Raw genomic sequence first — 25944 nt, forward strand, 5'->3', positions numbered from 1 at the left:
AGGATCAGGCCCGCGACCAGTGCGGCGGCGAAAAGCCCCGTCTTGCCGCTTAACGCGACAGCGCGGTCAGCCATTCGTTCAAGGCCTCTTCACGGAGTGCGGGGACTTCGCCGTTCGGCACCAACAGCGCCTTGCCGGGCTGGATCATCCCGTCAAACCCTTCGGGCAGACCGCCTTCGGGCGTCACGGCGGGGTACATCCAGTTGGTCGTCGGCAGCACCGATTGCGCGGCGTCAGAGACGAGGTATTGCAGGAACTGATCGGCCAGCTCCGGCTGATCCGACCCCGCGAGCTTTCCCGCCACTTCGATCTGCATGTAGTGGCCTTCGTCAAACAGCGCCGCTGTCTTGCTGTCGTCTTCCTCGGCGATCAGGTGGTAGGCGGGGGAAGTCGTGTAGCTTAGCACCATATCGGCCTCGCCTTCGAGGAACAGACCGTAGGCTTCGGACCAGCCTTTGGTGACGGTCACGACATTGTCGGCCAGCCCCGCCCAAACCTCGGGCGCCTCATCACCATAAGCCGCTTTGACCCACATCAGCAGACCCAAACCGGGCGTCGATGAACGGGGGTCTTGGATCACGATTTTCAGATCGCTCTCAGCCAGCGCTTTGAAATCGCCGGGCGCGTCCAGATCGGTGCCGTGGACAAAGGCGAAAAAGCCCCAGTCGTAGGGGACGAATACCTCATCTTCCCAAGTGATCGGCAGGTCATAGTCGGCCTGCAACCCGCTCGGCGCAAACAGCTCGGTCACTTTCGCGGCAGCGACAAGGCTGGTGTCCAGCCCCAGCACGATATCCGCGTCGGAACGTGCGCCCTCAAGTTTCAAACGCGCCAAAAGGGCCGCGCCATCGCCCATGCCAACGAATTTCAAATCGCAGCCGCATTCGGCCTCGAACCCCTCTTCGATCGCCGGGCCGGGGCCCCATTCGGTGACGAAACTGTCGTAGGTATAGACTGTCAGTTCAGGCGTCTCCGCCCATGCAGCCGATGCGCCCATGACGCCCGCAGCAAGTGTAAGATACTTCATTGCATCCTCCTTTTGCGGCGAAAGGTAAAAGGTGGATGTCTGTCCGGACCTTCCCTCCGCCGGTGTTAACCGGTTCAGGTTCAACGGGTCCGCACAAAACGCACATCTCAGCCCAAAGGCCCCCCGAGGTAGCGTCAGGGGTAGATGCCCCCCACACAATTGGCAAGGCAAATCCCCTTGAGGCAGGGCGCTGCCCCGGCTAAGGGTTTGACAACAGGAGGTCCGCCCATGTCGATCAACAGCTTTGGCCATCTTTACCGGGTCACCACATGGGGCGAAAGCCACGGTCCCGCCCTTGGCGCCACGATTGATGGCTGCCCCCCCGGCGTGCCGATTGACGAGGGCATGATCCAGCAGTGGTTGGACAAGCGCAAACCGGGCCAGAACAAATACACCACGCAGCGGCGTGAAGCGGATGAGGTGCGGATACTCTCGGGCACCTTTGAGGGCGTCACGACAGGCACGCCGATCCAGTTGATGATCGAAAACACCGATCAGCGCTCCAAAGACTACGGCGATATCAAGGACAAGTTCCGCCCCGGTCATGCCGACATCACCTATTTCCAGAAATACGGCATCCGCGACTATCGCGGGGGTGGGCGTTCCTCGGCCCGTGAGACGGCGGCGCGGGTGGCGGCGGGCGGACTGGCGCGCGAGGCGATCAAGGCGCTGGCCCCGAACCTGCAGATCACCGGCTACATGGTGCAGATGGGGCCGCATAAGATCGACCGGGATGCGTTCGATTGGAACCAGATCGACCAGAACCCCTTTTGGGTGCCCGACGCCAAGGCGGCAGGCGACTGGGCCGATTACCTCGACGGGCTGCGCAAGTCCGGCAGCAGCGTGGGTGCGATCATCGAAGTCACCGCGCGCGGCGTGCCTGCGGGTCTCGGCGCGCCGGTCTATGGCAAGCTCGACACCGATCTGGCCGCCGCGATGATGAGCATCAATGCCGTCAAAGGCGTGGAAATCGGCGAAGGCATGTCAGCCGCGATGCTGACCGGAGAGCTGAACGCGGATGAGATCACCATGGGGCCGGAGGGGCCGGAGTATTCCTCCAACCATGCGGGCGGTATCTTGGGCGGGATCAGCACCGGGCAGGAGGTGGTCGTGCGTTTCGCGGTCAAACCGACGTCCAGCATCCTGACCACGCGGCGCACCATCACCAAACAAGGCGAAGAGACCGAGATCATCACCAAGGGCCGCCATGATCCCTGCGTGGGCATCCGCGCGGTGCCGGTGGGCGAGGCGATGATGGCCTGCGTGTTGCTGGATCACCTGCTGCTGCACCGCGGTCAGATCGGCACTAACCGCGGACGGATCGGCCCCGAAGCATGAGGACCAGAGCATGAAAGTCGATGATTTCTCCGCCCGCCCCGCCCTTGGCGTCGGGCTGAAGATCACGGCGATCCTGCTCTTTACCTGCATGTCTGCGATCATCAAATCGCTGGCCGACGACGTGCCCGCGGGCGAGTCGGTCTTCTTTCGGTCCTTCTTTGCCATTCCGGTGATCCTGATCTGGCTGGCGCAACGCGGCAAACTGAAAAGCGGGCTCAAGACCAAGAACCCGATGGGCCATGTCTGGCGCGGGCTGTTCGGCACCACGGCGATGGGGCTGACCTTCACCGGCCTTGGCCTGCTGCCCCTGCCCGAGGTCACCGCCATCGGCTTTGCCACACCGATTTTCACCGTGATCCTTGCCGCCGTATTGCTGGGCGAACAAATCCGTCTGATCCGCGTGACTGCCGTGGCGATCGGGCTGGTTGGCGTGATGATCATCCTCTGGCCGCGTTTCAGCAGCATCGGTACGATGGAACAGACAGCCACGATTGGTGCGCTGTTGATCCTGATGGCGACGATGGTGCGCAGCCTTGTGCAGATCCACATCCGGCAATTGGTGCAGAACGAAGACACGGCGGCGATCGTCTTTTACTTTTCCGTCACTGCATCGGTCTTGGCGCTTTTCACCCTGCCCTTCGGCTGGGTCATGCCTGATCTGCAAACCTTTGGCTTGCTGGTGTTGGCAGGGTTAATCGGCGGAGTGGCGCAGATTCTTATCACCTCGGCTTATCGCTTTGGCTCGGCTTCTATGCTGGCGCCATACGACTATACCTCGATGCTCTTTGCCATCTTGCTCGGCTATATTTTCTTTGCAGAACTGCCGACAATGATGATGCTGGCAGGCGCGGCGCTGGTGATCAGCGCGGGCGCGCTGGTGATCTGGCGCGAGCGGCAGTTGGGGATGGAGCGCGGCAAAGCGCGGTCTGTCACCGATCCCAAGGCGTGATTCATTGCGGGCTTTCGCCCGGCCTTGGCTCTCCCTATGGTGCCCCGAAACCGGATAGAGGAGATGACCGATGAGCGACGCGGACCCGCAAGACCACAAGGAAAAGATGCAGCAGCGTCAGGCCGAACAGCGCGCCAAAGTGGCCGAGCTGCAAGACCCGGAAAAGGGTCTGGTGCTGGTCCATACCGGGCCGGGCAAGGGCAAATCCTCCTCTGCTTTCGGGGTCGTCGTACGCGCGCTTGGCTGGAAACAGCGCGTCGGTGTGGTGCAGTTCATCAAGGGCAAATGGAAAACCGGCGAACGGCTGTTCTTTGAACAACTCGACGAGGTGACATGGCACACGATGGGCGAAGGCTTCACCTGGGACACCCAAGACCGAAACCGCGATATCGCCGCCGCCGAGGCCGCATTTGGCAAGGCACGTGAGATGATGGCGAGCGGGGACTATGACCTTGTGGTGATGGATGAGATCAACATCGCCATCCGCTATGAGTACCTCAAGATCGAAGACGTGATCGCCGGACTTGATGCCCGCGACAAGCGCACAGCGGTCGTGCTGACAGGCCGCGACGCCCGGCCCGAGCTTTGCGACTATGCCGATCTGGTGACCGAGATGTCAGAGGTCAAACATCCGTTCAAAGCAGGCATCAAAGCGCAGCGCGGTGTGGATTACTAACCCCCTCGCTTTGCATTTCTGAAAATACCAAAGGCTGTCCTTTCCCAAGGGCGGCCTTTTTTAATTCTTTCGCGATCCGGCGCTTCATGACCGCACCATACGGCGCGGGTCTCTGCCGCCGATGGCCTCTCTGCACCGCGACATGTTACCGAAATCAAAGCACTATCTCTATTTCGTAACATTTTGATTGAACCGAATCGCCCCGCTGTGTAAATTACGTAGCAACAACAGGAGTACCCCCATGCAGGCATTCATCTGCGACGCGCAGCGCACCCCCATTGGCCGTTACGGCGGCGCCCTCTCTTCGGTTCGCGCCGACGATCTGGCCGCGATCCCGTTGAAGGCATTGATGGAGCGGAACCCCTCGGTGGATTGGGCGCGTGTCGATGATGTCATCATGGGCTGCGCCAACCAAGCGGGCGAAGACAACCGCAACGTCGCGCGCATGGCCGCCCTGCTGGCCGGTCTGCCCGTCGACGTGCCGGGCGCCACGATCAACCGGCTCTGCGCCAGCGGCATGGATGCCGTCGGTGCCTCTGCCCGTGCGATCCGCGCCGGCGACATGGACCTTGCCATCGCCGGTGGTATCGAGAGCATGTCGCGCGCGCCTTTCGTGATGCCCAAGGCCGAAACCGCATTTTCGCGCAACAACGCCGTTTATGACACAACCATCGGCTGGCGCTTTGTGAACCCAAAGATGAAGGCTCAGTTCGGCGTGGATTCCATGCCCGAGACAGCCGACAACGTCGCCGCCGACCATGACGTGTCGCGCGAAGACCAAGACGCTTTCGCCGCGCGTAGCCAGCAACGCTGGGCACAGGCGGATGAAAAGGGCCTCTTTGCCGAGGAAATCGCCCCCGTCACCATCCCGCAGCGGAAAGGCGATGACGTGATCGTCGACCGCGACGAACACCCCCGCCCCGGCTCCACGCTGGATAAACTCGCCAAGCTGCGCGGCATCAATGGCGCGGATCTGACTGTGACTGCAGGCAATGCCTCTGGCGTGAATGACGGCGCGGCAGCGATGCTGCTGGCGTCAGAGGCAGGCGTGAAAGACCATGGCCTCACCCCCATCGCCCGCGTTGTTGCCATGTCTGCCGCAGGTGTCGAGCCGCGCGTCATGGGCATCGGTCCGATCCCTGCCGTGCGCAAGGTGCTGGACCGCGCGGGCCTGACCATCGAACAGATGGACGTGATCGAACTTAATGAGGCTTTCGCCTCCCAAGGCCTCGCCACCCTCCGCGCCTTGGGCGTGCCGGATGACGCAGCCCATGTGAACGCCAATGGCGGTGCCATCGCCATCGGCCACCCCTTGGGCATGTCGGGCGCACGTCTGGTGATGACGGCGGCGCTGCAGCTCAAGCGGACGGGCGGCAAATACGCGCTATGTACAATGTGTGTGGGCGTGGGACAGGGCGTCGCCCTGATCCTCGAAAACGCAGGCTGAGACTTCTTTCCCGGAAAGGAACAGACCGATGTATGCACAGATGATCAAATCCACCGGCAAGGGCATCAAATCCCTCGACGAGATGGACCCCGAAGAACGCGCCTTTCAGGAGCGCATCAATGCGGGCGGCAAGATCGAGCCAAAAGACTGGATGCCCGATGGCTACCGCAAGAACCTGATCCGCCAGATCGGTCAGCACGCGCATAGCGAGATTGTGGGCCAGCTGCCCGAGGGCAACTGGATCACCCGCGCCCCGACGTTGGAGCGTAAGGCGATCCTGCTGGCAAAGGTGCAAGACGAGGCGGGCCACGGCCTCTACCTTTATTGCGCGGCGGAAACGCTCGGCGTGACCCGTGACCAAATGACCCGCGACCTGCTGTCGGGCAAGATGAAGTATTCGTCGATCTTCAATTATCCGACCCTAACATGGGCCGATATGGGTGCCGTTGGCTGGCTGGTCGATGGTGCCGCGATCATGAATCAGGTGCCGCTGCAGCGCACCTCCTACGGGCCTTACGCCCGCGCGATGGTGCGGATCTGCAAGGAAGAATCCTTCCACCAGCGCCAAGGCTTCGACATCATGATGAAGATGGCCAATGGCACGCCCGCCCAGCGCAAGATGGCCCAAGATGCGCTCAACCGTTTCTGGTTTCCGGCGCTGATGATGTTCGGCCCCTCAGACAAGGATTCGGTCCATTCCGCGCAGTCGATGGCGTGGAAAATCAAGATGAACACCAATGACGAGCTGCGCCAGAAGTTCGTCGACGAGACGGTGCCGCAGGCCGAATACCTCGGCCTCACGATCCCCGACGAAACCCTCAAGTTCAATGAGGAAACCGGCCATTACGATTTCGCCGAGCCGGATTGGGAAGAGTTCTTTCAGGTGCTCAAGGGCAATGGCCCCTGCAACACCGAACGGCTGGCGGCGCGCAACAAGGCTTGGGACGAAGGCCGTTGGGTGCGCGAGGGGCTTTTGGCCCACGCCGAGAAAAAGCGCAGCAGACAAATGGCAGCGGAGTAAGCGACATGAGCAGCCCTGAATCCAGTGAATACGACGGCACCGAAGCCGCCCCGCACGGCAAGGCGCGGACCACCGAATGGCCCCTGTGGGAGATCTTCATCCGCGGCCAGCACGGGTTGAGCCACCGCCATGTCGGCAGCCTGCATGCGGCGGACGCGGAAATGGCGATCAAGAACGCCCGCGACGTCTATACCCGCCGCAACGAAGGCGTCAGCATCTGGGCCGTTGAGGCCAGCGCCATCGCCGCCTCCTCCCCCGAGGAGAAGGGCGCGCTCTACGAGCCTGCCAATGACAAGGTTTACCGGCACCCGACGTTCTTCGACATTCCCGACGAAGTGGGGGCGATGTGAGCACCGATCCCAAGTTCGAATTCCTCTGCCGGATGGGCGACAACGCCCTTGTGCTGGGCCACCGCGTTTCGGAATGGTGCGGCACGGCTCCGGTGCTGGAAGAAGACATCGCGCTGGCCAATGTGGCGCTCGACTTGATCGGGCAAACGCAGCTATGGCTGGGCATGGCGGGTGAGGTCGAGGGCGCGGGGCGTGACGCCGACAAGCTGGCTTTTCACCGCGATGTTTGGGATTTCCGCAATGTCTTGTTGGTGGAACAGCCCAACGGCGACTTCGGCCAGACCATGATGCGGCAGTTCCTCTTCGACGCATGGCATCTGGCGCAGCTGACCGCGCTGATCGATTCCAGCGACAAGGAAATCTCTGCCATCGCCGAGAAATCGGCGAAGGAAGTGACCTACCACCTCGAACGTTCCTCCGACACGGTGATCGGCCTTGGCGACGGGACCGAGGAAAGCCACCGTCGGATGCAGGCGGCGCTGGATCTGCTCTGGCCATATGTGGGGGAGATGTTCCTTGGCGATGATGTCGACGCTGCCATGAAAGATGCGGGCATCGCCCCTGATCCAGCCAGCCTGCGCGCTGGCTACGACCAACTGGTCGGCGATACGCTCGCGGCAGCGACCCTGACCAAACCCGAAGATGATTTTGCCCATAGGGGCGGGAAAAGCGGCGCACGGCACAGCGAGCATCTGGGCCATATGCTGACCCATGTGCAGTGGCTGCAGCGCGCCTACCCGGACGCCACATGGTAAAACCCGCGCCCCACAGCCGGCCGGCCCCCGCGCCGGTGCCGGGGGTGGTGCGCGATACCGCCCCGCGCGGTGCCGCGTTGGCGGAAAAGCCCACGTTAGAGACGGTTTGGGCATGGCTTTCGGCGATCCCGGACCCGGAGATCCCGGCCATTTCGCTTACCGATCTTGGCATCATCCGCGATGTGGCGTGGCGCGACGACACGCTGGTTGTGACCATCACGCCGACCTATTCGGGCTGCCCGGCCACCAGCATCATCAACCTTGATATCGAGATGGCGCTGCGCGACCACGGCATCGAAAACCTTGACCTGAAACGGCAGCTTTCTCCGCCTTGGACCACCGATTGGATGAGTGACACCGGTCGCGCCAAGCTGGAATCTTACGGCATCGCGCCACCCCGCCCGGCCGGTGGGCCGCAGCATTGTCCGCACTGCAAATCCACCGCGGTGGAGCGGATCAGCCAATTCGGCTCGACCCCCTGCAAGGCGCAGTGGCGGTGCTGCGACTGCCGTGAACCCTTCGACTATTTCAAATGTATCTGAGGCCCCGATGAGCCAGTTTCACCCCCTGTTAGTGACTGATATCCACCACACCATCCGCGATGCGGTGGTGCTGACGCTGAAGCCGGAGGACCCCGAAGCTTTTGCGTTTACCCAAGGCCAATACCTGACCTTCAAGCAGGACTTCGACGGCACCGAGTTGCGCCGCAACTATTCGATCTGCGCCGGGTTAGACGATGGCGAGCTGAAGGTCGGTATCAAGCGCGTCGATGGCGGGGCATTCTCGACCTATGCCAATACCGAATTGAAGGTCGGCGATACGCTCCACGCCATGCCGCCACAGGGCAAATTCTTCACCGCGATTGAACCAGAGGTGGCGAAAAACTACCTCGGGTTTGCGGGCGGTTCGGGCATCACGCCGGTGCTTTCGATTCTAAAGACTGTGCTGAAACGCGAGCCGAACTCGACCTTCACGCTGGTCTATGCCAACCGCGCGGTGAATACGATCATGTTCCGCGAGGAGCTTGAGGATCTCAAGAACCACTACATGGGCCGCCTGACGGTGATCCACATCCTCGAATCCGGTCAGGATATGGAGTTGTTTGAGGGCCGTATCGATCAAGCGAAATGCAATGCGCTGTTTAAGCATTGGATTCAGATCAACAACATCGACACCGCCTTCATCTGCGGGCCGGAGCCGATGATGCTGGCGATTGCCGAGGCGCTGAAGACCAATGGGCTGACCGATGAACAGATCAAATTTGAACTCTTCAGCGAAAGCCAGCAGGGCCGTCTGGCGAAACAGGAAATGGCCAAACGCAGCGAGGGCCAGAAGGGCACCGAGATCACCGTCATCATCGACGGCGCGCGGCGCAGTTTCACCATGCAGAAGGGCCAATCGGTGCTGGAAGCCGCACTAGAGAACGGGCAGGAAGCGCCGTTTTCCTGCAAGGCCGGGGTTTGTTCGACCTGCATGGGCAAGGTGCTTGAGGGCGAGGTCGAGATGATCTCGAACCACGCGCTTGAGGATTACGAGGTCGAGCGCGGTTATGTGCTGACCTGCCAGAGCTACCCGCTGAGCGACACGCTCACCATAGACTACGACACGCACTAAAGGAGCCAACATGCGCGATATTCACAGTTACGCGGCAGGCGAATGGCTGGCCCCGGGCGCGGGCGCCCGCAACATCGCCAGCGCCATCACTGGCGAAGTGATTGCGCTGGCCGGCAACGATGCGCTCGACGCGCAGGCCATGCTGGGCTTTGCCCGCGACCACGGCGGCCCCGCCCTGCGCGCCATGACCTTCCATGACCGCGCGCGCATGTTGAAGGCGCTGGCGCTGCACCTTATGGAGCACAAACAGGCGCTCTATGACCTGAGCTACGACACCGGCGCGACGCTCTCGGACCACAAGATTGACGTCGACGGCGGCATCGGCACCATGCTGGTTTTCGCCTCTAAAGGTCGGCGCGAGATGCCGGATGCGCATGTTTATCTCGACGGTGCGCCCGAGCAACTGGGCCGCGACGGGCAGTTCATGGGGCGGCATATCTGCACCCCGCTGCAGGGCGTGGCGGTGCATATCAACGCCTTCAACTTCCCGGTTTGGGGCATGTTGGAGAAGCTGGCGCCTACGCTGCTGGCAGGTGTCCCGGCGATCGTGAAACCGGCGACGGCGACCTGTTACGTTACCGAACATTGCGTACGGCTGGTGCTCGACAGTGGGTTGCTGCCGAAGGGCGCGCTGCAACTGGTCAGCGGCGGCTTGGGCGACATGCTCGACCACCTCGACTGTCAGGATGCCGTGGCCTTTACCGGGTCGGCCGATACCGCGCTGAAGCTGCGCAGCAATCCCTTGTTGCTGCAGAACTCGGTGCGTTTCACGTCTGAGCAGGACAGTCTCAACGCCTCGGTCCTCGGCCCCGACGCAAGCCCCGGCACGCCGGAGTTCGACCTCTTCGTCAAGGAAGTGCAGCGCGAGATGACCGCCAAGGCGGGGCAGAAATGCACCGCCATTCGCCGCATCATGGTGCCGCAGGCGCTGGTCGACGCGGTGATCTCTGCTCTGTCAGAACACCTTGCCAAGACCACCATCGGCGACCCGCGTGCCGAAGATACGCGCATGGGCGCGCTGGTCTCGGGTAGCCAAAAGCGCGATGTGCTGGAAAAGGTGGGGCTGCTGAGTGCCGAGGCCGAGCGGGTCTTTGGCGATCCCGACAACTTTACCGTCAACGGCGCCGACAAAGACAAAGGCGCATTCCTGCCGCCAATGCTGTTCCACTGCGCTGATCCCGACAGCGCCGAGCGCGTGCATGACACCGAGGCTTTCGGCCCTGTTTCCACCCTCATGCCCTACCGCGATCTGGCCCATGCCTCGCAGTTGCTGAACCGCGGCCAAGGCTCTCTTGTCGCCTCGATCATCACCAATGACGGTGAGGTGGCGCGCGAGCTAACGATGGGTTCGGCAGCCTTCCACGGACGGCTCTATTTCAACAACCGAACGTCGATGGGCGAGGCCACGGGCCACGGCTCTCCGCTGCCGCATATGGTGCATGGCGGGCCGGGCCGCGCAGGGGGCGGCGAAGAACTGGGCGGCATTCGCGGCGTGATGCATTACATGCAGCGCACCGCCATTCAGGGCAGCCCCGACATCCTGACGGCCATCGGCAAACAATGGGTGCCGGGGGCCGAGGAAATCACCGACCGCGACCACCCCTTCACCCGCCGCTTCACCGAGCTGGATCTGGGCGAGACCTTCAACTCGCCCACCCGAGAAGTCACACTGGAGGATATCGAGACCTTCGCCCATTTCACCGGCGATACTTTCTACGCCCATATGGACGACGAGGCCGCCGCCGCGAACCCCTTCTTTCCGGGGCGCGTAGCCCATGGCTACCTCTTGCTCAGCTTCGCCGCGGGCCTTTTCGTGCAACCCGACCCCGGCCCGGTGCTGGCCAATACCGGCCTCGACAATCTTCGCTTTCTTGAGCCTGTCTCGGCGGGCGACAGCATCAAGGTGCGGCTCTCGGTTAAGCACAAGACGCCGCGCAAAGAAGAATATGGCGAGGTGCGCTGGCATGTGACCCTGACCAACCAACGCGAGGAGGCGGTCGCGGAATATGAACTGCTGACGATTAATGCCCTCTGATCCCTCCCTTCCCGCTGTCGCGGCCTTTGCGGGCTTGGGGGGCCAGCGCGTCTGGTCGCTGATGGTCAGCCTTTTCGGCGATCTGGCGCAGGGAGAGGGTGATGCGATCGACGGACCGGTCCTATCGACGATCATGGGCGCGCTCGACGTGCGGCCAGAGGCGAGCCGCGTGGCGCTGCACCGGCTGCGCAATGACGGATGGTTGCAGTCACACAAGATCGGGCGGATCAGCCAGCACAGCCTGACCGCCCAAGGCCGCGCGGAAAGTGCCGCCGCCAGCCCCCGCATCTACGCCGCGCCGCCCGACCTGTCAGAGCCATGGCAGATGGTGGTGACCGAAGAGAACGGGCGCGAGACCGACAGCGCCCTGCGGGGCGCGGGTTTTATCGCCGCCCTGCCCCGCGCCTATGTCGGGCGGGCCGATAGCGCGGTGCCCAAAGGCTGTCTTGCCCTGCCCGGCACGCCGCCGCCCGACTGGCTGCGCCGCGCGGTGGAGCCTGCCGAGCTTGAGGCCGACTATGCCGCGCTGCTGGCTGCGCTTTCTACCTTGGACGCCGAACTGCCGGATGCAGACAGGTTGAGCGCCTTGGATGTCGCGGTTCTGCGCTGTCTGATCGTGCACAACTGGCGGCGGCTGGTGCTGAAACACCCGGCCCTGCCCGGTGGATTGATCCGCCCCGAGTGGCCCGGCTACCGGTGCCATCTACTGGTCGACCGCTTGCTGCGCCTCTATCCCCGCCCCGCATTGCAGGATCTGGCCACCGCCTGACCCGGGGCAAAGCCTCCGCTTTCCCATGCCGGACAAGCACGATATAGACGTGCTCATGACAAATTTCCTCTATCAGAACGACCTGCCGGATGACCTCGACCTTGGGCCGATGGTCGCCATTGACTGCGAGACGATGGGGCTACATCCGCATCGCGACCGGCTCTGTGTTGTGCAGCTTTCGGGCGGCGATGGTCACGCGCATCTGGTGCAGGTCGCCAAGGGCCAGACCGAGGCGCCGAACCTCTGCGCGCTGTTGGAAGATCCGCATGTGCTGAAACTGTTCCACTACGGCCGTTTTGACATCGCCGCGATGCGCAACACCTTTGGCGCCACCGCAGCGCCGGTCTATTGCACCAAGATCGCCAGCCGTCTGGTGCGCACCTATACCGACCGGCACGGGCTGGCGAAGCTGTGCCAAGAACTGCTGAGCGTCGACATCTCGAAACAGCAACAATCCAGCGATTGGGGGGCCGAAAAGCTGACCCAAGCGCAGATCGACTATGCCGCGTCGGATGTGCTCTATCTGCACCGTCTGCGCGATGAACTTAACAAACGCCTGATACGCGAAGGTCGGATGGACATGGCGCAGGCCTGTTTCGATTTCCTGCCGATGCGCGCCCGGCTGGATCTGGAGGGATGGCCGGACACGGACATCTTCGCACACGCATGAACACACCTTTCCTCGACACTGCCCGCCGCGTCATCCGCTGCGAATCCGAGGCGCTGACGCTGCTGGCCGACAGCCTTGATGACCGCTTTCGTGCCGCTGTCGATCTGATGCGCGCCTGCAAGGGCCGCGTGATCGTCACTGGCATCGGCAAATCGGGCCATATCGGCAACAAGATCGCGGCGACGCTGGCCTCTACCGGGACGCCTGCGCAATTCGTGCACCCAGCCGAGGCAAGCCACGGCGATCTGGGGATGATCACCGCGGCTGATGTGGTGCTGGCAATTTCAAACTCGGGCGAGGCACCGGAACTGGCGAACCTCATCGCCTATTCGCGCCGCTATACGATCCCGCTCATCGGCATCACCAGCCGTCCCGACAGCAGCCTTGGGCGTCACAGTGACGTGGTGCTGGAACTGCCCCGCGCGGCAGAGGCCTGCGGCACCGGCGTGGTGCCGACCACCTCAACCACCTTGACGCTGGCGATGGGCGATGCGGTGGCCGTGGCCCTGATGGAGAACCGCGCTTTCACCGCCGAGCATTTCCGCGACTTTCACCCCGGTGGCAAACTGGGCGCAAGGCTGAGCCGCGTAGCCGATCTGATGCATGTGGGCGATGCGCTGCCGCTGGTCGCAGCCGACGCGCCGATGCCCGACGCGCTGAGCGAGATGAGCCGCAAGGGCTTTGGCGTGGTCTGCGTGACCGATGGCGCTGGCGCACTGGCTGGGATCATCACCATGGGCGACCTCGCGCGGCACCTTGACGGGTTGATGACCATGACCGCGCGTGAGGTCATGACCCCGGCCCCAGTTACCATCGGCCCCGACGAACTGGCCGAGAAAGCCGTGGGCGTGATGAACAACTGCAAGATCACCTGCTTGATCGTGACCGACCCGGCGCAGGCCGACGGCAAATCGCCCGTGGGCCTGCTGCATATCCACGATTGTCTGCGCGTTGGGCTGGGGTAGCGCGCGATGAAGGGTGATCGCCACTCTCGCGTCGTCTCTTGGCTGAAAGTGCTCTTTCCGCTGATCGCGCTGGCGCTCCTGTCGACCCTGTTCCTGCTGTCGCGCGCGATTGAACCGCAGGCGGTGATCCCCTTTGCAGATAAAGAAGTGCAAGAGCGGCTGCGCGACCAGCAGATCACCGGCCCCTTCTATTCCGGCACCACGGCGGATGGCGATCTGATCTCATTCTCGGCGGAAAAGCTGACCACCCCCGGCGGGGAAACCGGCACCAACGAGGCCGAAGAGATCGAGGCGACGCTGGACCTGCAGGGCGGTGCCAAGATCACTCTGCAATCCAACAGAGGTCGGTTTGACACCGGCGCGGAAGAAGCGGAACTGGCGGGCGATGTGCGGGTTAGCACCTCAACCGGCTACCAGATTCTGTCGGACCGGATGACTTCGAACCTCACCACACTAGATCTGCTATCACCCGGCCCGGTCAAAGCCACCAGCCCCGCGGGCGAGATCACCGCCGGGCGCATGGCCATCACCAACCGCCAGAACAGCGCCGGATCGCAATTGCTTTTCACAAAGGGTGTGAAACTGATATACACGCCGCAAGCAACGAAAGAGTAACTGCCTTGAGACATTTGATTATTTTGATGCTGCCGCTGTTTCTCGCGCTGCATGCTGCCCCTGTCTCTGCCCAATCTGCCGATGTGGCCTTTGGCGCGCTAGAGCAAGATACCAGCCTGCCCGTCGAAGTGACCGCCGACAACCTATCGGTCGACAACGCCACGGGCACCGCGGTCTTTACTGGCAATGTGTTGATTTCTCAGGGCGAAATGACCCTGTCTGCCGGTAAGGTCGAGGTGATCTATCGCACGTCGGATCAAGGCATCGCCAAGCTGGAAGCAACCGGCGGCGTGGTCTTGGTCGCGGGCGAAGACGCCGCTGAATCGCAGCGGGCCGACTATGATATCGACGCAGGCACCTTGGTAATGAGCGGCGATGTGTTGATGACCCAAGGCCCAAGTGCGCTGAGCGCGCAGGAAATGACGGTAAACCTGAACGACGGCACGGCGCAGATGTCAGGCGGCGTGAAGACCATTTTGCAGCCCGGCAGCGGCAACTGATGCCGCCCGAGCTGAAAGTCGCCGGGGGCGAATCCGGCCTGCGCATTCAGCATTTGCGCAAGTCTTATCGCAAGAAAGCGGTGATCCGCGACTTTTCGATGGAGCTTGACCGGGGTGAAGTCGTGGCGCTGTTGGGGCCGAACGGGTCGGGCAAGACCACGACTTTCTACGCGGTGGCCGGGCTGGTCACGCCCGAAGGCGGGCGCGTCACCGTGGATGGCAAGGATGTCACCACCCTGCCGATGTACCGCCGCGCGCAGTTGGGAATCGGCTATCTGCCGCAGGAAATGAGCATCTTTCGCGGGCTGTCGGTGCAAGACAACATCAACGCGATCCTCGATATTCGGGTCAAACACCGTCACCAGCGCCGCGAACGGCTCGAAGAGCTGCTGACCGAGTTTTCCATCGAACACTTGCGCCGCGCGCCTGCGCTGGCCCTGTCGGGTGGGGAGCGTCGCCGGGTCGAAATCGCCCGCTGTCTGGCCGCCAATCCCAACTATCTGCTGCTTGACGAACCCTTTGCCGGGGTCGATCCGATCTCTGTCGGAGACATCCGGCAATTGGTTGCCGACCTTAAAAAACGTGGCATCGGCGTGCTGATCACCGACCACAATGTGCGCGAAACCCTAGAGATCGTGGACCGCGCCTATATCCTGCATGAGGGCAAAGTTCTGATGTCCGGAACGCCCGAAGAAGTTGTGCAAAACGAGAATGTACGCCGCGTCTACCTTGGCGATAACTTCCGTATTTCCTAAGACTTAGCGCGTTTCGCCCGGCCTTCCAGCCCTCGGCAGGGCCCTGCCTGCACTTTGCGGAAAACCGCTCTGATTGTAGCGATAAAAGAATGGCGGGTGCATCGGCGCCATTGACTTTCAAACGGAAACGCGGCCTCATTGACCTATGGTGACATCGCGTTCCTGTTTGATCCTGCATCGCCCTTCCCGTGAAGGAACGGTTAAAATCATCCTGGTCGCAGCACCATTCCTCCATATCTGAAAGTTGTCGCGCTCCACGCATGTGGACCGTTTGGCAATGTTCGGAACAAGAAAGACAAGGAGACGATATGCGGTATCAGATCAGTGGCAAACAGATCGACATTGGCGATGCGCTCCGGACACATGTCCGGACCGAACTGGACGAGGCGGTCAGCAAATATGCCGAACGCCCGACAGATGCTCTGGTGGTGTTTTCCAAAACAGGTCACGAATTTGCCTGCGAGGCCACCGTGCATCTTTCCACCGGTCTCAATGCGTCGGCCAAGGCCAAGGCGACAGAGATCTATGCCGCCTTCGATAGCTGCTGCGAAAAGATGGAAAAACAGCTGCGCCGCTACAAGCGCCGCCTGAAGGACCATCACAAAGAACGCGCCGAACCGGTTGAACTTTTGGGTGCGTCCTCCTATATCCTCGCGTCAGACAGCGATTCAGATGCGCAGGAACCTGATACCCTCCAACCCATGATCATTGCAGAGATGCAGACGAAGGTGCCAACTTTGTCTGTCGGTGAAGCGGTGATGCAGATGGAATTGTCGGGCGACCCGGTGCTGCTGTTTCGCAAGGAAGGCCAGGAAGGGATGAACGTCGTGTACCGTCGAGAAGACGGCAACATCGGCTGGATCGACCCTTCGTAACCCACGGCGGTAATATCCGCCAAAGAGCAGGGCGAGCGGAATGGATTTCGGCAAACTCCTCAAGCCAGAGGCCGTGAAGGTTTTGACTTCGGCTTCGAGCAAGAAGCGTCTGATGCAGGATATCGGCGAACTCGCCCAGCAAGCCTATGGGCTGCCGGCCGGCCAAGTGGTGGATGCGCTGATGACGCGCGAAACCCTCGGGCCGACCGGTGTCGGCCACGGCGTCGCCCTGCCCCATGCGCGGATGGACGGGATCGACAAGGTTGTCGGTGCTTTCGTGCTGTTGGACAAACCGATTGATTTCTCTTCGGTCGATCGTCAGCCAGTCGATGTGGCCTTTGCCCTCTTCGCCCCCGAAGATGCGGGGGTGGAGCACCTCAAGGCGCTGGCACTGGTGGCCCGCACGCTTCGCGACACCAGCATCTGCACCAAGCTGCGGTCGAACCCCGACCCGGCCACGCTTTACACCATCCTGACCGAGGACAAGGCCGACAAGGCCGCCTGATCTTGGGCCGCCTGATCGTGGGCCGCCTGATCGTGGGCCGCCTGATCGTGGGCCGCCTGACCTTGGCTTAGATCGCGACCGGTTCCGGCTCTGGCGGGGTTGGCTCGGCGCGTTTCGCTTTCTTTTCTCCCAACATCAGCATCGCCGGTGTCACCACCAGCGTCAGCACAGTGGCCACCACCAGACCGCCCGCGATGGCCGAACTCAGCTCGGTCCACCATTGGGTAGAGGGCGCGCCATAAACGATCTCACGGGTGAAAAAGTTGATGTTGAGGCCGATCACCATGGGCATCAAGCCAAGCGCCGTGGTGACGGAAGTCAGCACCACCGGACGCAAACGCTGCGCCCCGGTGCGCAGCGCGGCCTCCAGCGGCGACAGCCCGGCTTTCTTGAGGTCATTATAGGTGTCGATCAGAACGATATTGTTGTTCACCACGATCCCCGCCAAGGCGATCACACCGATCCCCCCCATGACCACCCCGAAGGGCCGCCCGGTGATCAGCAGGCCGAATAGCACTCCTGCAATCGAAAACACGATGGCCGACATAACGACGAAGGCTTGGTAGAAGCTGTTGAACTGGATCACGAAGATCACGAACATCAGGAAAATCGCGGTAATAAACGCCCCCGCGAGGAAGATCATCGATTCCTGCTGGTCCTCCGCCTCCCCGGCGAAGGAGGCTTCGACACCCGGCGGCAGGTCCATCGCGTCAATCGCGCTGCGCAGGGCGACGGTTTGGTCGTTCACCAGAACGCCCGGTGCGACATTGGCCTCAATCGTCACCACCCGTTCCTGATCCACCCGCGTGATCGTACCGGTGCGGGGGCTTGGCTCAAAAGTCACGAAGTTCGAGATCGGCACCAGCCCCGCCGAGGTCGGCACGCGCAGCGATTGCAATTCTTCCAGCGTGCGCTCATCCGAGGGAAAGCGCACGTTGATGTCGATGGAGCCTTCGGCATCGTCGGGCCGGTAATCCGCCACGGTAATGCCGCGCGTCAGCAGTTGCACAGCCTGCCCCAGTGTCGAGATATCGGCCCCAAACCGCGCCGCCTCTGAGCGATTCACCGCAATGCGCCACTCCACCCCCGGCAGGGGGCGCGAGTCGGTCACATCGGTAAAGCCGCCGATATCGGCCATCTTTTCGCGGATTTGGTCGACCAACTGTTGCTGCACCTCAGGATCATGGGCTTGGACCCGCAGATTGACGGGCTTGCCCGCCGAGGGGCCGTTCGAGGCGGTCTGCACCTGCACGTCGATCCCCGGAATGGCCGCCATCTCGGTCCGGATTTCTTCGCCAATCATGGCGGCGGTCCGTCGTTCGTCCCATTCGGTGAACTCAACCTGAATGGTGCCGATCAGGTCGGCGCTGTCGCGGTTGCTGCTGCCGGTGCGGGCATAGACGCTGGCAATCTCGTCGTAGGCAAAGAGACGTTGCTCGACCTGCCGCACCAGCGCGTCTTGTTCGTAGATCGAGAAATTGTCCCGCGCGCGCACCTGTACCTGCGCAAAATCAGGCTCTACTTCAGGGAAAAAGGTGATGCCGTTGCCAAATTGCGCATAGGCGGTGAAGCCGCCCATCAGCATGGCAATGGCAAGGATCAGCGTAATCCAAGGACGCAGGATGGCGAATTGCAGCAGTTTGACATAGCCGCCGGTGAAGCCCTTCAGGTCACGCGGATCCCCCTGTTCGGCGGCAAATAGTGTGGCCTTATCCTTGGCCGATTGCGGGGGCCGTTTGCCGATGATCCCGCCAACCACAGGAATGAAAACCAGCGCCATGAAAAGCGATGCGGTCAGGGTCAGAATAACAGTAATCGGCAGAAATTTCATGAACTCCCCTACCGTGCCGGTCCAGAACAGCAGCGGGAAGAACACACTGAGCGTCGTCGCCGTCGAGGCGATGATCGGCCATGCCATGCGCTTGGCGGCATAGGCATAGGCAGCGCGGGGCGCATGCCCCTCTTGCAGGCGGCGGTCGGCCAGTTCGGTGGTCACGATGGCCCCGTCCACCAGCATCCCCACCACAAGGATCAGCGAGAAGAGCACCACAAGGTTCATCGTATAGCCCATGACCCAAAGCGCCGTGACCCCGGCCAAAAACGCCCCCGGAATCGCCAGCCCCACCAGTAGCGCCGAGCGGACGCCCAAAGCCCAGACGATCACGATCATCACAAGGATCACCGCCGCGATGACATTGGCCTCAAGATCGCTGAGCATGTCTTGGACCTGCTCGGATTCGTCTTGGGTGTATTTGACGGTGATGCTGTCGGGCCATTCCGCGCGCATCTCGTCGATCAACTCACGCACGGCGGCAACTGTTTCGATGATATTCGCGCCGGAGCGTTTCTTGATCTCAAGCGCCAGCGCGGGCTGGCCGTCGATACGGGCAAAACCAGTGGGGTCTTTGAAGGTCCGGCGGATCGCGGCGACATCGGCGAAGGTCACCACCGTATCGCCACGCACCTTGATCGGCAGCGACATGACATCTTCGACATTCTCGATCAGCCCTGGCACTTTGAGCACCAGCCGCCCCGCGCCGCTTTCAATCGCCCCCGCCGCAATCAGGCGGTTGTTGCGGTTGATCTGGCTGATCAGCTCTTCGAAGGAGATGTTGTAGGTCTCGAACACTGTGGGGTCGATCAGCACCTCCAGCAGTTCCGTACGCTCACCGCCGACATCGACCTCAAGCACGCCTGACAGCCCCTCAATCGCGTCCTTCAACTCCTCCGAAATGGTGTTGAGCGTCCGTTCCGGCACCGGGCCGGACAGGATCGCTGTCAGGATCGGGAAAAGCGCGGTGTTGATCTCGGTCACGACCGGATCGGTGGCGTCTTCGGGCAGGTCCGACTTGGCCCGGTCCACGCCTTCGCGCACCTTGTCGAGCGCCTCGTCGGAATCAAAACCGGGCTCGAACTCCAACTGCACCGAGGCATGACCTTCGGCGCCGTTGGAGGTGATCTGTTTCAGCCCGGTAATGGCACTGAGTTCGGTCTCAAGCGGTTCGACCAATAGCCGTTCGCTATCTTCCGGAGAGATACCTTCGAGCGAGGTCGAAACATAGAGTGTCGGGATCGGAATCTCGGGCGAGCTTTCCTTGGGGATGCCGATATAGGCATAGGCACCCACGGCCAAGATCATCACCAAGCTCAGGATCACCACGCGGGCGCGGCTGAAAGCGGCGTCGATCAGCGCGTTCATTCCGCCTGCTCCGGCTGGGCGGCTTCGGCGCGGCCGGTGATCTGCCCATCACCGGCTGGCTGTTCCTCCAATTCGTCAATCTCAGGCACGCCCGTTATCGGCTGCCCCTCGGGGCTTGAATCCGTGCCGGTTTCGGGCTGGGGGTTAACGGTCTCTCCGTCGTTCACGAAACCCTGCCCGATGGTGATGATTTCGGCCTCATCCGGCAGGCCCGCAATCCAGATACCATCGGTCTGGGCACGTACGATCGCGATCTTGTTGAAAACGACCTTGTCCTCGTCATTCACGGTTTTGACACCCAATGTGCCATTGGTGTCCAAGGACAGGATCGCCGGAGAAACGAAATGCGCACGGGTCTCGCCCGTAGGAATACGCACGCGGGCCGAGATACCGGCAGGGATCGCACCATCGGCGTTTTCGACCCTAACCTCGGCGGTAAAGGTCCGGGTTTCGGCGCTGGCGCTGCTTGAGACGAATTGCACCTTCCCCTGCGCCTCTGTCCCGGTGATGAACACGACCTCGGCGCTTTGCCCTTCCTTGATGTCTTTCAGCGACTGCTGAGGCACCTGCACTTGGATCGTCAGCGGGGTGTTGTCGACCAGACGTGCGATTTCCTCGCCGGTGGAGACGAACTCTCCGGCAGAGATATCCAGCATCTCTAACCGACCGGGAAAGGGGGCGCGGATTTCGGTGTTGTTCAGCGCCTCTTCGGCTGAAGTGACCGACGCCTGCGCGGCGGCCAAGGTCGCCCGCGCTTGGCTGACCCGGTCCACGGTCGAAACGCCCCGGTCCAGTAGGGCTTCGGCATTGTCGTATTCCCGCTGTGCGCGGCTTAATTCCTCGCGGGCGCGGGCCAGATCGGAATCGCGCGCCGTGGTGCTGAGCCGCGCGATCAACGCGCCCGCGTCGACCACATCGCCCTTGGCTACCAGCACCTCGGCGATTTCTCCGCCTGCTTCGGCGCGGACCATCGTGTCGCGGTCCGGCAGGGCCTGACCTTCGGCCACAAAGACCTGCGTCACGCTTTTGGCTTGAGAGCCGCGCACGGCCACGGTCACCGCCTCGGGCGAGAGGGGGGCAGGTGCGGCTTCCTCGGTTTCTTCGGAGGGGATGATATAGCCGCTGCCCATCCAAAGTCCGATCAACAGCGCGATTCCACCGGCGATGAATTTCGACCGTTTCGAGCCAGCGTCGCTTTCGAATGAAAGCGTCTGGCGCTCTTGAGATGTGTCACTCATTGATCGAACTCCATCACCGCGTTCCTGTTTGCAGGTCGCGCGTCAATTCTTGGGTTTGCTCACCCGGGTTGCGACATCATCAAGCGCGGTGCTGATCGCGTCGTAAAACTCGGCAAAGCAATCGAGCCTCGCGCGTACGCCGTCGGCCTCTTCGGGCAGTTTGCTGATCGTGTCGCTAATCTCGGCCTTGGCGTGGCGCGTGCCTGCCAGCGCGAATTTTGTCATCGCGGCATAGGCGTCATCGGCAAGTTGGAAGTAGTCCTGCCGGTCGCCGGTCTTGTTCACCCGCCGGATCAGGCCCCGCTCTTCCAGCACACGGATTGATGTGCTGATCGTGGCGCGGCTGACGGACAGACGGCGCGACAGCGCGCCAAAGGCAATCGGCTCGCCCTCGAAAACGAGCATGGCAAAGACCTGTCCCGCCATGCGCGGCAAGCCCTCGCCCATGGCGATCACGCCCATGCGCGTGATGAAATCATCGCGGACTTGGTCGATTTGGTCTGTGGTATCCATTTGTTCCCCGTCAACGACACGCTGCGTTGACGGTAGATAAACAAGGCCCGGCACAAATCAAGTCTATTCAGAAAATTCCGAACAGACTGAACACGACATGCCGCAAGGTCATTTTCGGGCGAACTGCCCTACTTCAACCCGTTTTGCGCGATGTAGCGGGCCAGATCGAGCACAAGCTGGCCGCGCGCTGTGGCGATGGCATTGGCCCCGCCTTCGGGGTTGAACGGCACGCTGAGGTCAAACAGGCCCGAACGCTCCCGACGGTCATCGGGGACGGCCACGAAATACTGACCAGAGGCGCGGAATTCTCCGGCTTCGGTGGCCACCATTTCGGCAAAGCGCACTTCGAGACGGGCGTCGGGGAAAGCCTCAAAAGGCCAAGGCTCAGACGCGATGCGCCGCCCGGTCATCCGCGCGAGGTTTTGGCTCAGCTCCAGCGCCACGGCCCGTTCAGGGGCATCGGCCCACAGCACATCGGTCGAACTGACCAGACTGCCGTCGGCCATCTGCAGGGAAATCTCTTCGGCGGCGGCATAGGTCGGCAGGGACACATCGCGCACCTCAACCGAGCTAAAAGCGATCGAAGTCTTTTCTGTGACCGCCGGGGCGCGCACGGTGAAACGCTCAGCAGCGCCGCCACAGGCCGCCAAGGCTGCCAGCAGGCCGAGGGTGATCAGAGGTCTTGCAACATTCATGCTTTACCGTCCCAGCAATAGAGAATTGGGGTTACGTTCGATGGTCCGCGCCAAAGATGCAAGCGCATCGGCGGCTTTCTGGATGTCGCGCAGGGTGCGCTCGGCGCTGCGGCTTAGCTGTTCGCCTTGGTTATAGCCTTCTATGGTGCGGCTGGCCTGCGCGAAAAGCGCGGTCAAACGTTCGACCACCTGCGGCAGATCGCGGGCCGAGACGGCGATGCTATCCGCCGCATTGCGGGCCGAGGCCAAGGTGCGGTTCACATTCTCAACCGCGCCGCCTTCGCGCAATTCTACCAACGTGGCGTTCACCTCATCCAATGCCCGCTTGAGCGCGCCCGGCAGGGCCACCGCATCTTCGGTGCCGATCACCGCATCGGCGGATTCGGTGAGGTCCGTCAGCGCGACGACCAATTCTTCGACTTCCAGCGTTTCCGCTTTGGCCGCCACGGCCTGAATGCGCTCGACCAACTCTGGCACGCCCTCAACCGAAGACGATACCGCGTTCGCCGCCTCCGACGCCCCTTCAAGCGCGGTGGACAGGCGCTCGGCGATCCGCTCTTCCTCAAGCTGGGCCACCAGTTCTTCGATCCGCACCAGCGTTCCGTTCAAGGCGATCGGCACGTTCTTGACCTCCTCGGAAGAGACCAGCCCCGTCAGTTCACCCAAAAGGGTCCGCACATCCTGCGGCGTTTCGCGCAGGTCTTCGTCTGAGACGAAAGCCTCTGCCGAATTGAGGAAAGTAATCGCACTGTTGAGCAACTCTTCGATCGGCAGGCTGTTGATGCGGGTAAAGACCCCTTCGACCGTGGCCGCCGCATCGGAAACATCGCTTTCAGTGGTCGGCATCAGCGCAAGACCGTTATCAGCCGCTTCCAACGATGCCTCAGGCACGTCTTCCACCGTCACGAACTCAACCTTCAAGCCGCCGGTCAGCAGACTGGCCGAGGCCAGCCGCGCACGCAGGCCGTTTTCCACACGCTCTTGCAAGAAGGCCAGCGCGGCTTCGGCGGTTACGTCGTCTTGCAATCCCAGATGCGCCGGTTGGATCGACAAGATCGCGTTGAGCCGAACCCGGCTATCGCCGAAGCGTTCGAAATCCACGAGGCCCGAGAGGGTCTCGACCTCACCAATCTCAAGCCCGCTCATTTCAACTGGGGCGCCGACGATCAGCCCTGAGATATTGTCGTCGAACACAACGCTCAACTTGAGCGGATCGACTTCGGAAGCGTTAAAGACAGAGTTCCGCGCGGTTTCCTTGTCGGGGTAGATCTCAAACACCGTCCCGTCAGACACCTGCGCCCCGCCCGAGACGAAGGTGTCAAAGGTGATGCCGCCGCCCACGAGGGTAGCGAGCGAGGAAAAGTCGATCTCGGCCCCCGCCGGGCCGATGTTGACGCTAAAGCCGGAGGCGTCCCAGAAACGGGTGGATTCATTGATCAGTTGGCGGTGCTCTTCAAAGATCAGCGCCTCAACAATGGCAAAGTTGCCCCGCGGGGCAATCTTGGCATAGCCTACGCGGCCCACTTCGATGCCCTTGTAAAGGATCGGCGCATTGTCGGTCAGCTGGCCATTGGCGGTGGACCGAAAGGCAATCTCAAGCCCGCCCTGACCGCCACGGATCAAAGGCTCGGTCGAGGACCCTTGAAAACGCTGCGCCGCCGGGCCGACCTGTTGGTCCCATGACCCTTCGATATAGACACCGCTCAGCACCGTGCTGAGGCCGGTAATGCCCTGCGCGGTGACTTCGGGCTGCACGACCCAAAAGACCGCGCCGTTGTCGATATAGGGGGCTACATCTTTGTCCAGCCGGATATGCGCCGTCACCCGGTCCAGATCCGAGGTGAAGCCGACCTTTTCGACCACACCGACCGTCACATCGCGAAAGCGCAATTCGGTCTCTCCGGCAGAGATGCCCGCGCCCTCTTCGAACTCCACAATGATCACCGGGCCGCGTTCACTATAAGAGCGATACGCCACGAAGAGCGCCACGATCAGGGCAAGGATCGGGATGATCCAGATCACCGACGCCCCACTGAGGAACATCTTGCGTGTCGGAGAAATCGGTACGTCGGGAGGCGTCTTAGTCATCGGTTTTCAGGCCCTCGTCCTTGGTCTGAGCGTCCCAGATCATACGGGTATCAAACGCTTGCGCCGCCAGCATGGTAAAGATCACGGAGAGGGCGAAAAAGATGCTCGCGGTACCGGGATTGATGGCGGCCAGTGTCTTGAGTTGCACCAGAGCGGATAAAATCGCAACCACAAAGATATCAATCATTGACCAGCGGCCAATGTACTCAACCACTTCGTAAAGGTAGTGCCGCTGCCGCTGCGAGGTGACAGAGCGCCGTTTGACGCTGATCGCAAGAAAGGCCACGGCCATGAACTTGGCCAGCGGAATGGCAACAGAGGCAAAGAGGATGATAAAGGCGATCCCCCAATTGCCGTATTGCGCCAGTTCCACCGCGCCGCCGATGATGGTGCTTTCCTCGACCTGAAACAGCGTCCGGGTCTTGAGCATCGGGTAGGTGTTGGCGGGGATGTAGCACATCAGCCCAACGGTCCAGAACGCCCAGACACGCTGAAGGCTCAACCGATCGCGTGAGACCAGCTTGCTGCCGCAGCGGCTGCAGGTCTGCGTGCCCATCGGCGCGGGCTTGCTACAACGGGTGCAGGCCACAACGCCCAATTCCCGCGCGCTCAGGATGTCTTGGGATGTTCCAGAGAGTTCCATACAGACCATTTGCATAAGAATCTGTCCTGCGCGATGACGAGGACCACCAGCGCGCCGAACATGTAAAACGCCGGGCCAAAGCCGACATCGGCCAGATCGGCCACTTTAACCAGCGCCACCGCACAGCCGATGGCAAAGACCTCGGCCATCGACCAAGGGCGCAGTTCCTCTGACAGGCGAAAGGCGGCGACGGCATGCCGCGCGGCCGGGCGATCCAGCACCACGGGGATCAACACATAGAGCGTCAGCAATACCCGCAAAAGCGGGATGAAAAAGATCAGCGCCGCCGTGGCCAGCGACAGAAAGATCATCGGCCCCCCGGAAAAGGCAAGCGCCGCATCCAGCACCGACACCGCGTTGCGGGCCCCCGCCGCGTCAATCGTAAGGAAGGGAAAGACCGCCGCCCCGATGATCAACACCATGACCGCCACCGCCACAGCGATGATCTGCAAACCTGCATTCCTGCGCGGCGTGATCAGGGCCGTGTGGCACCGCTCACAAGCCGCGCGTTCCCCATGGGCGGGGCGGCGTAGCCGGTAGACGGCGTCGCATTGCGGACAGACGATCAATTCGTCCATGGGCAGTTCGGCGAGGGGGGTGTCGGGGTGATCCATTCTGAACGCATATATGATGCCGCTCTTAGCTGTATCAACAAATATTCGCGGCCCTGTGGCGCATCTGCACCGGCGGATCACTGCCCTC

Annotated in this window: 26 protein-coding genes and 1 riboswitch; of the genes, 18 read left to right on the forward strand and 8 right to left on the reverse strand. The window is 61.9% G+C overall.

Annotated features, from left to right (window positions below; all coding sequences use genetic code 11):
* Positions 1 to 49 precede the first annotated feature (49 nt).
* Entirely contained in the window at positions 50 to 1027 is a 978-nt protein-coding gene (gene thiB / locus A3722_RS18650) for a thiamine ABC transporter substrate binding subunit (RefSeq protein WP_067916365.1), read from the reverse strand.
* Between the two features lie 34 nt (positions 1028 to 1061).
* A riboswitch (TPP riboswitch) is annotated at positions 1062 to 1163 on the reverse strand.
* A gap of 92 nt (positions 1164 to 1255) precedes the next feature.
* Between thiB and aroC the strand changes: the two genes are divergently transcribed.
* The 18 genes from aroC to A3722_RS18740 all read left to right on the forward strand — a co-directional run bounded on the left by aroC (position 1256) and on the right by A3722_RS18740 (position 16866).
* On the forward strand, positions 1256 to 2365 hold the full coding sequence (gene aroC / locus A3722_RS18655) for a chorismate synthase (protein ID WP_067630526.1): 1110 nt from the start codon (positions 1256 to 1258) through the stop codon (positions 2363 to 2365).
* Positions 2366 to 2375: 10 nt separating this feature from the next.
* Positions 2376 to 3314, forward strand: coding sequence for a DMT family transporter (locus A3722_RS18660; RefSeq protein WP_067630529.1), 939 nt, complete (start codon positions 2376 to 2378; stop codon positions 3312 to 3314).
* A 70-nt stretch (positions 3315 to 3384) separates the two neighbouring features.
* Positions 3385 to 3990, forward strand: a complete 606-nt coding sequence (gene cobO / locus A3722_RS18665) for a cob(I)yrinic acid a,c-diamide adenosyltransferase (RefSeq protein ID WP_067630532.1) — start codon at positions 3385 to 3387, stop codon at positions 3988 to 3990.
* Between the two features lie 241 nt (positions 3991 to 4231).
* Positions 4232 to 5437 (forward strand): 3-oxoadipyl-CoA thiolase, encoded by a 1206-nt coding sequence (gene pcaF, locus A3722_RS18670; protein ID WP_067630535.1) that lies wholly within the window; start codon positions 4232 to 4234, stop codon positions 5435 to 5437.
* Between the two features lie 28 nt (positions 5438 to 5465).
* A complete protein-coding gene (paaA, locus tag A3722_RS18675; protein ID WP_067630537.1) occupies positions 5466 to 6458 on the forward strand; it encodes a 1,2-phenylacetyl-CoA epoxidase subunit PaaA in 993 nt (330 codons plus the stop codon).
* A 5-nt stretch (positions 6459 to 6463) separates the two neighbouring features.
* Complete coding sequence (paaB, locus tag A3722_RS18680; protein WP_082849541.1) at positions 6464 to 6808, forward strand: 1,2-phenylacetyl-CoA epoxidase subunit PaaB; 345 nt, start codon at positions 6464 to 6466, stop codon at positions 6806 to 6808.
* A 32-nt stretch (positions 6809 to 6840) separates the two neighbouring features.
* On the forward strand, positions 6841 to 7563 hold the full coding sequence (gene paaC, locus A3722_RS18685; RefSeq protein ID WP_067630576.1) for a 1,2-phenylacetyl-CoA epoxidase subunit PaaC: 723 nt from the start codon (positions 6841 to 6843) through the stop codon (positions 7561 to 7563).
* Complete coding sequence (gene paaD / locus A3722_RS18690) at positions 7557 to 8105, forward strand: 1,2-phenylacetyl-CoA epoxidase subunit PaaD (RefSeq protein WP_082849543.1); 549 nt, start codon at positions 7557 to 7559, stop codon at positions 8103 to 8105. Before paaC ends, paaD begins: the two co-directional genes overlap by 7 nt.
* Positions 8106 to 8112: 7 nt before the next feature.
* A complete protein-coding gene (locus tag A3722_RS18695) occupies positions 8113 to 9177 on the forward strand; it encodes a 2Fe-2S iron-sulfur cluster-binding protein (RefSeq protein WP_067630540.1) in 1065 nt (354 codons plus the stop codon).
* Between the two features lie 10 nt (positions 9178 to 9187).
* Positions 9188 to 11212 carry a phenylacetic acid degradation bifunctional protein PaaZ gene (gene paaZ, locus A3722_RS18700; protein ID WP_067630543.1) on the forward strand — a complete coding sequence of 675 codons (2025 nt, stop codon included), beginning with the start codon at positions 9188 to 9190 and terminating at the stop codon, positions 11210 to 11212.
* A complete protein-coding gene (locus A3722_RS18705) occupies positions 11202 to 11981 on the forward strand; it encodes a PaaX family transcriptional regulator C-terminal domain-containing protein (RefSeq protein WP_067630546.1) in 780 nt (259 codons plus the stop codon). The genes paaZ and A3722_RS18705 overlap by 11 nt, the downstream gene beginning before the upstream one ends.
* Before the next feature lie 55 nt (positions 11982 to 12036).
* Positions 12037 to 12651 (forward strand): ribonuclease D, encoded by a 615-nt coding sequence (locus A3722_RS18710; RefSeq protein WP_067630549.1) that lies wholly within the window; start codon positions 12037 to 12039, stop codon positions 12649 to 12651.
* On the forward strand, positions 12648 to 13616 hold the full coding sequence (locus A3722_RS18715; protein ID WP_067630552.1) for a KpsF/GutQ family sugar-phosphate isomerase: 969 nt from the start codon (positions 12648 to 12650) through the stop codon (positions 13614 to 13616). Before A3722_RS18710 ends, A3722_RS18715 begins: the two co-directional genes overlap by 4 nt.
* A gap of 6 nt (positions 13617 to 13622) precedes the next feature.
* Positions 13623 to 14231, forward strand: a complete 609-nt coding sequence (lptC, locus tag A3722_RS18720; protein ID WP_067630555.1) for an LPS export ABC transporter periplasmic protein LptC — start codon at positions 13623 to 13625, stop codon at positions 14229 to 14231.
* A gap of 5 nt (positions 14232 to 14236) precedes the next feature.
* A complete protein-coding gene (lptA, locus tag A3722_RS18725; RefSeq protein ID WP_067630558.1) occupies positions 14237 to 14731 on the forward strand; it encodes a lipopolysaccharide transport periplasmic protein LptA in 495 nt (164 codons plus the stop codon).
* Positions 14728 to 15486 (forward strand): LPS export ABC transporter ATP-binding protein, encoded by a 759-nt coding sequence (gene lptB / locus A3722_RS18730; protein WP_150120346.1) that lies wholly within the window; start codon positions 14728 to 14730, stop codon positions 15484 to 15486. Before lptA ends, lptB begins: the two co-directional genes overlap by 4 nt.
* 308 nt (positions 15487 to 15794) lie before the next feature.
* Positions 15795 to 16361 carry a ribosome hibernation-promoting factor, HPF/YfiA family gene (gene hpf, locus A3722_RS18735; protein ID WP_067630564.1) on the forward strand — a complete coding sequence of 189 codons (567 nt, stop codon included), beginning with the start codon at positions 15795 to 15797 and terminating at the stop codon, positions 16359 to 16361.
* A gap of 40 nt (positions 16362 to 16401) precedes the next feature.
* A complete protein-coding gene (locus A3722_RS18740; protein ID WP_067630567.1) occupies positions 16402 to 16866 on the forward strand; it encodes a PTS sugar transporter subunit IIA in 465 nt (154 codons plus the stop codon).
* Positions 16867 to 16933: 67 nt separating this feature from the next.
* Here A3722_RS18740 and A3722_RS18745 read toward each other — a convergent pair whose 3' ends face one another.
* From A3722_RS18745 to A3722_RS18775, 7 genes are all read right to left on the reverse strand, one after another.
* Positions 16934 to 20065 carry an efflux RND transporter permease subunit gene (locus tag A3722_RS18745; protein ID WP_067629465.1) on the reverse strand — a complete coding sequence of 1044 codons (3132 nt, stop codon included), beginning with the start codon at positions 20063 to 20065 and terminating at the stop codon, positions 16934 to 16936.
* Positions 20062 to 21303 carry an efflux RND transporter periplasmic adaptor subunit gene (locus A3722_RS18750; protein WP_067629467.1) on the reverse strand — a complete coding sequence of 414 codons (1242 nt, stop codon included), beginning with the start codon at positions 21301 to 21303 and terminating at the stop codon, positions 20062 to 20064. The genes A3722_RS18745 and A3722_RS18750 overlap by 4 nt, the downstream gene beginning before the upstream one ends.
* 42 nt (positions 21304 to 21345) lie before the next feature.
* Positions 21346 to 21816, reverse strand: a complete 471-nt coding sequence (locus tag A3722_RS18755) for a GbsR/MarR family transcriptional regulator (protein ID WP_067629469.1) — start codon at positions 21814 to 21816, stop codon at positions 21346 to 21348.
* A gap of 128 nt (positions 21817 to 21944) precedes the next feature.
* On the reverse strand, positions 21945 to 22511 hold the full coding sequence (locus A3722_RS18760; RefSeq protein WP_067629471.1) for a PqiC family protein: 567 nt from the start codon (positions 22509 to 22511) through the stop codon (positions 21945 to 21947).
* A 3-nt stretch (positions 22512 to 22514) separates the two neighbouring features.
* Positions 22515 to 24599, reverse strand: coding sequence for a PqiB family protein (locus A3722_RS18765; protein ID WP_067629472.1), 2085 nt, complete (start codon positions 24597 to 24599; stop codon positions 22515 to 22517).
* On the reverse strand, positions 24592 to 25251 hold the full coding sequence (locus tag A3722_RS18770; protein WP_201722075.1) for a paraquat-inducible protein A: 660 nt from the start codon (positions 25249 to 25251) through the stop codon (positions 24592 to 24594). Before A3722_RS18770 ends, A3722_RS18765 begins: the two co-directional genes overlap by 8 nt.
* Entirely contained in the window at positions 25209 to 25856 is a 648-nt protein-coding gene (locus A3722_RS18775; RefSeq protein WP_067629476.1) for a paraquat-inducible protein A, read from the reverse strand. Before A3722_RS18775 ends, A3722_RS18770 begins: the two co-directional genes overlap by 43 nt.
* Positions 25857 to 25944: the final 88 nt, after the last annotated feature.

The sequence above is a fragment of the Sulfitobacter sp. HI0027 genome (assembly GCF_001634775.1).
Taxonomy (GTDB): Bacteria; Pseudomonadota; Alphaproteobacteria; order Rhodobacterales; family Rhodobacteraceae; genus Sulfitobacter.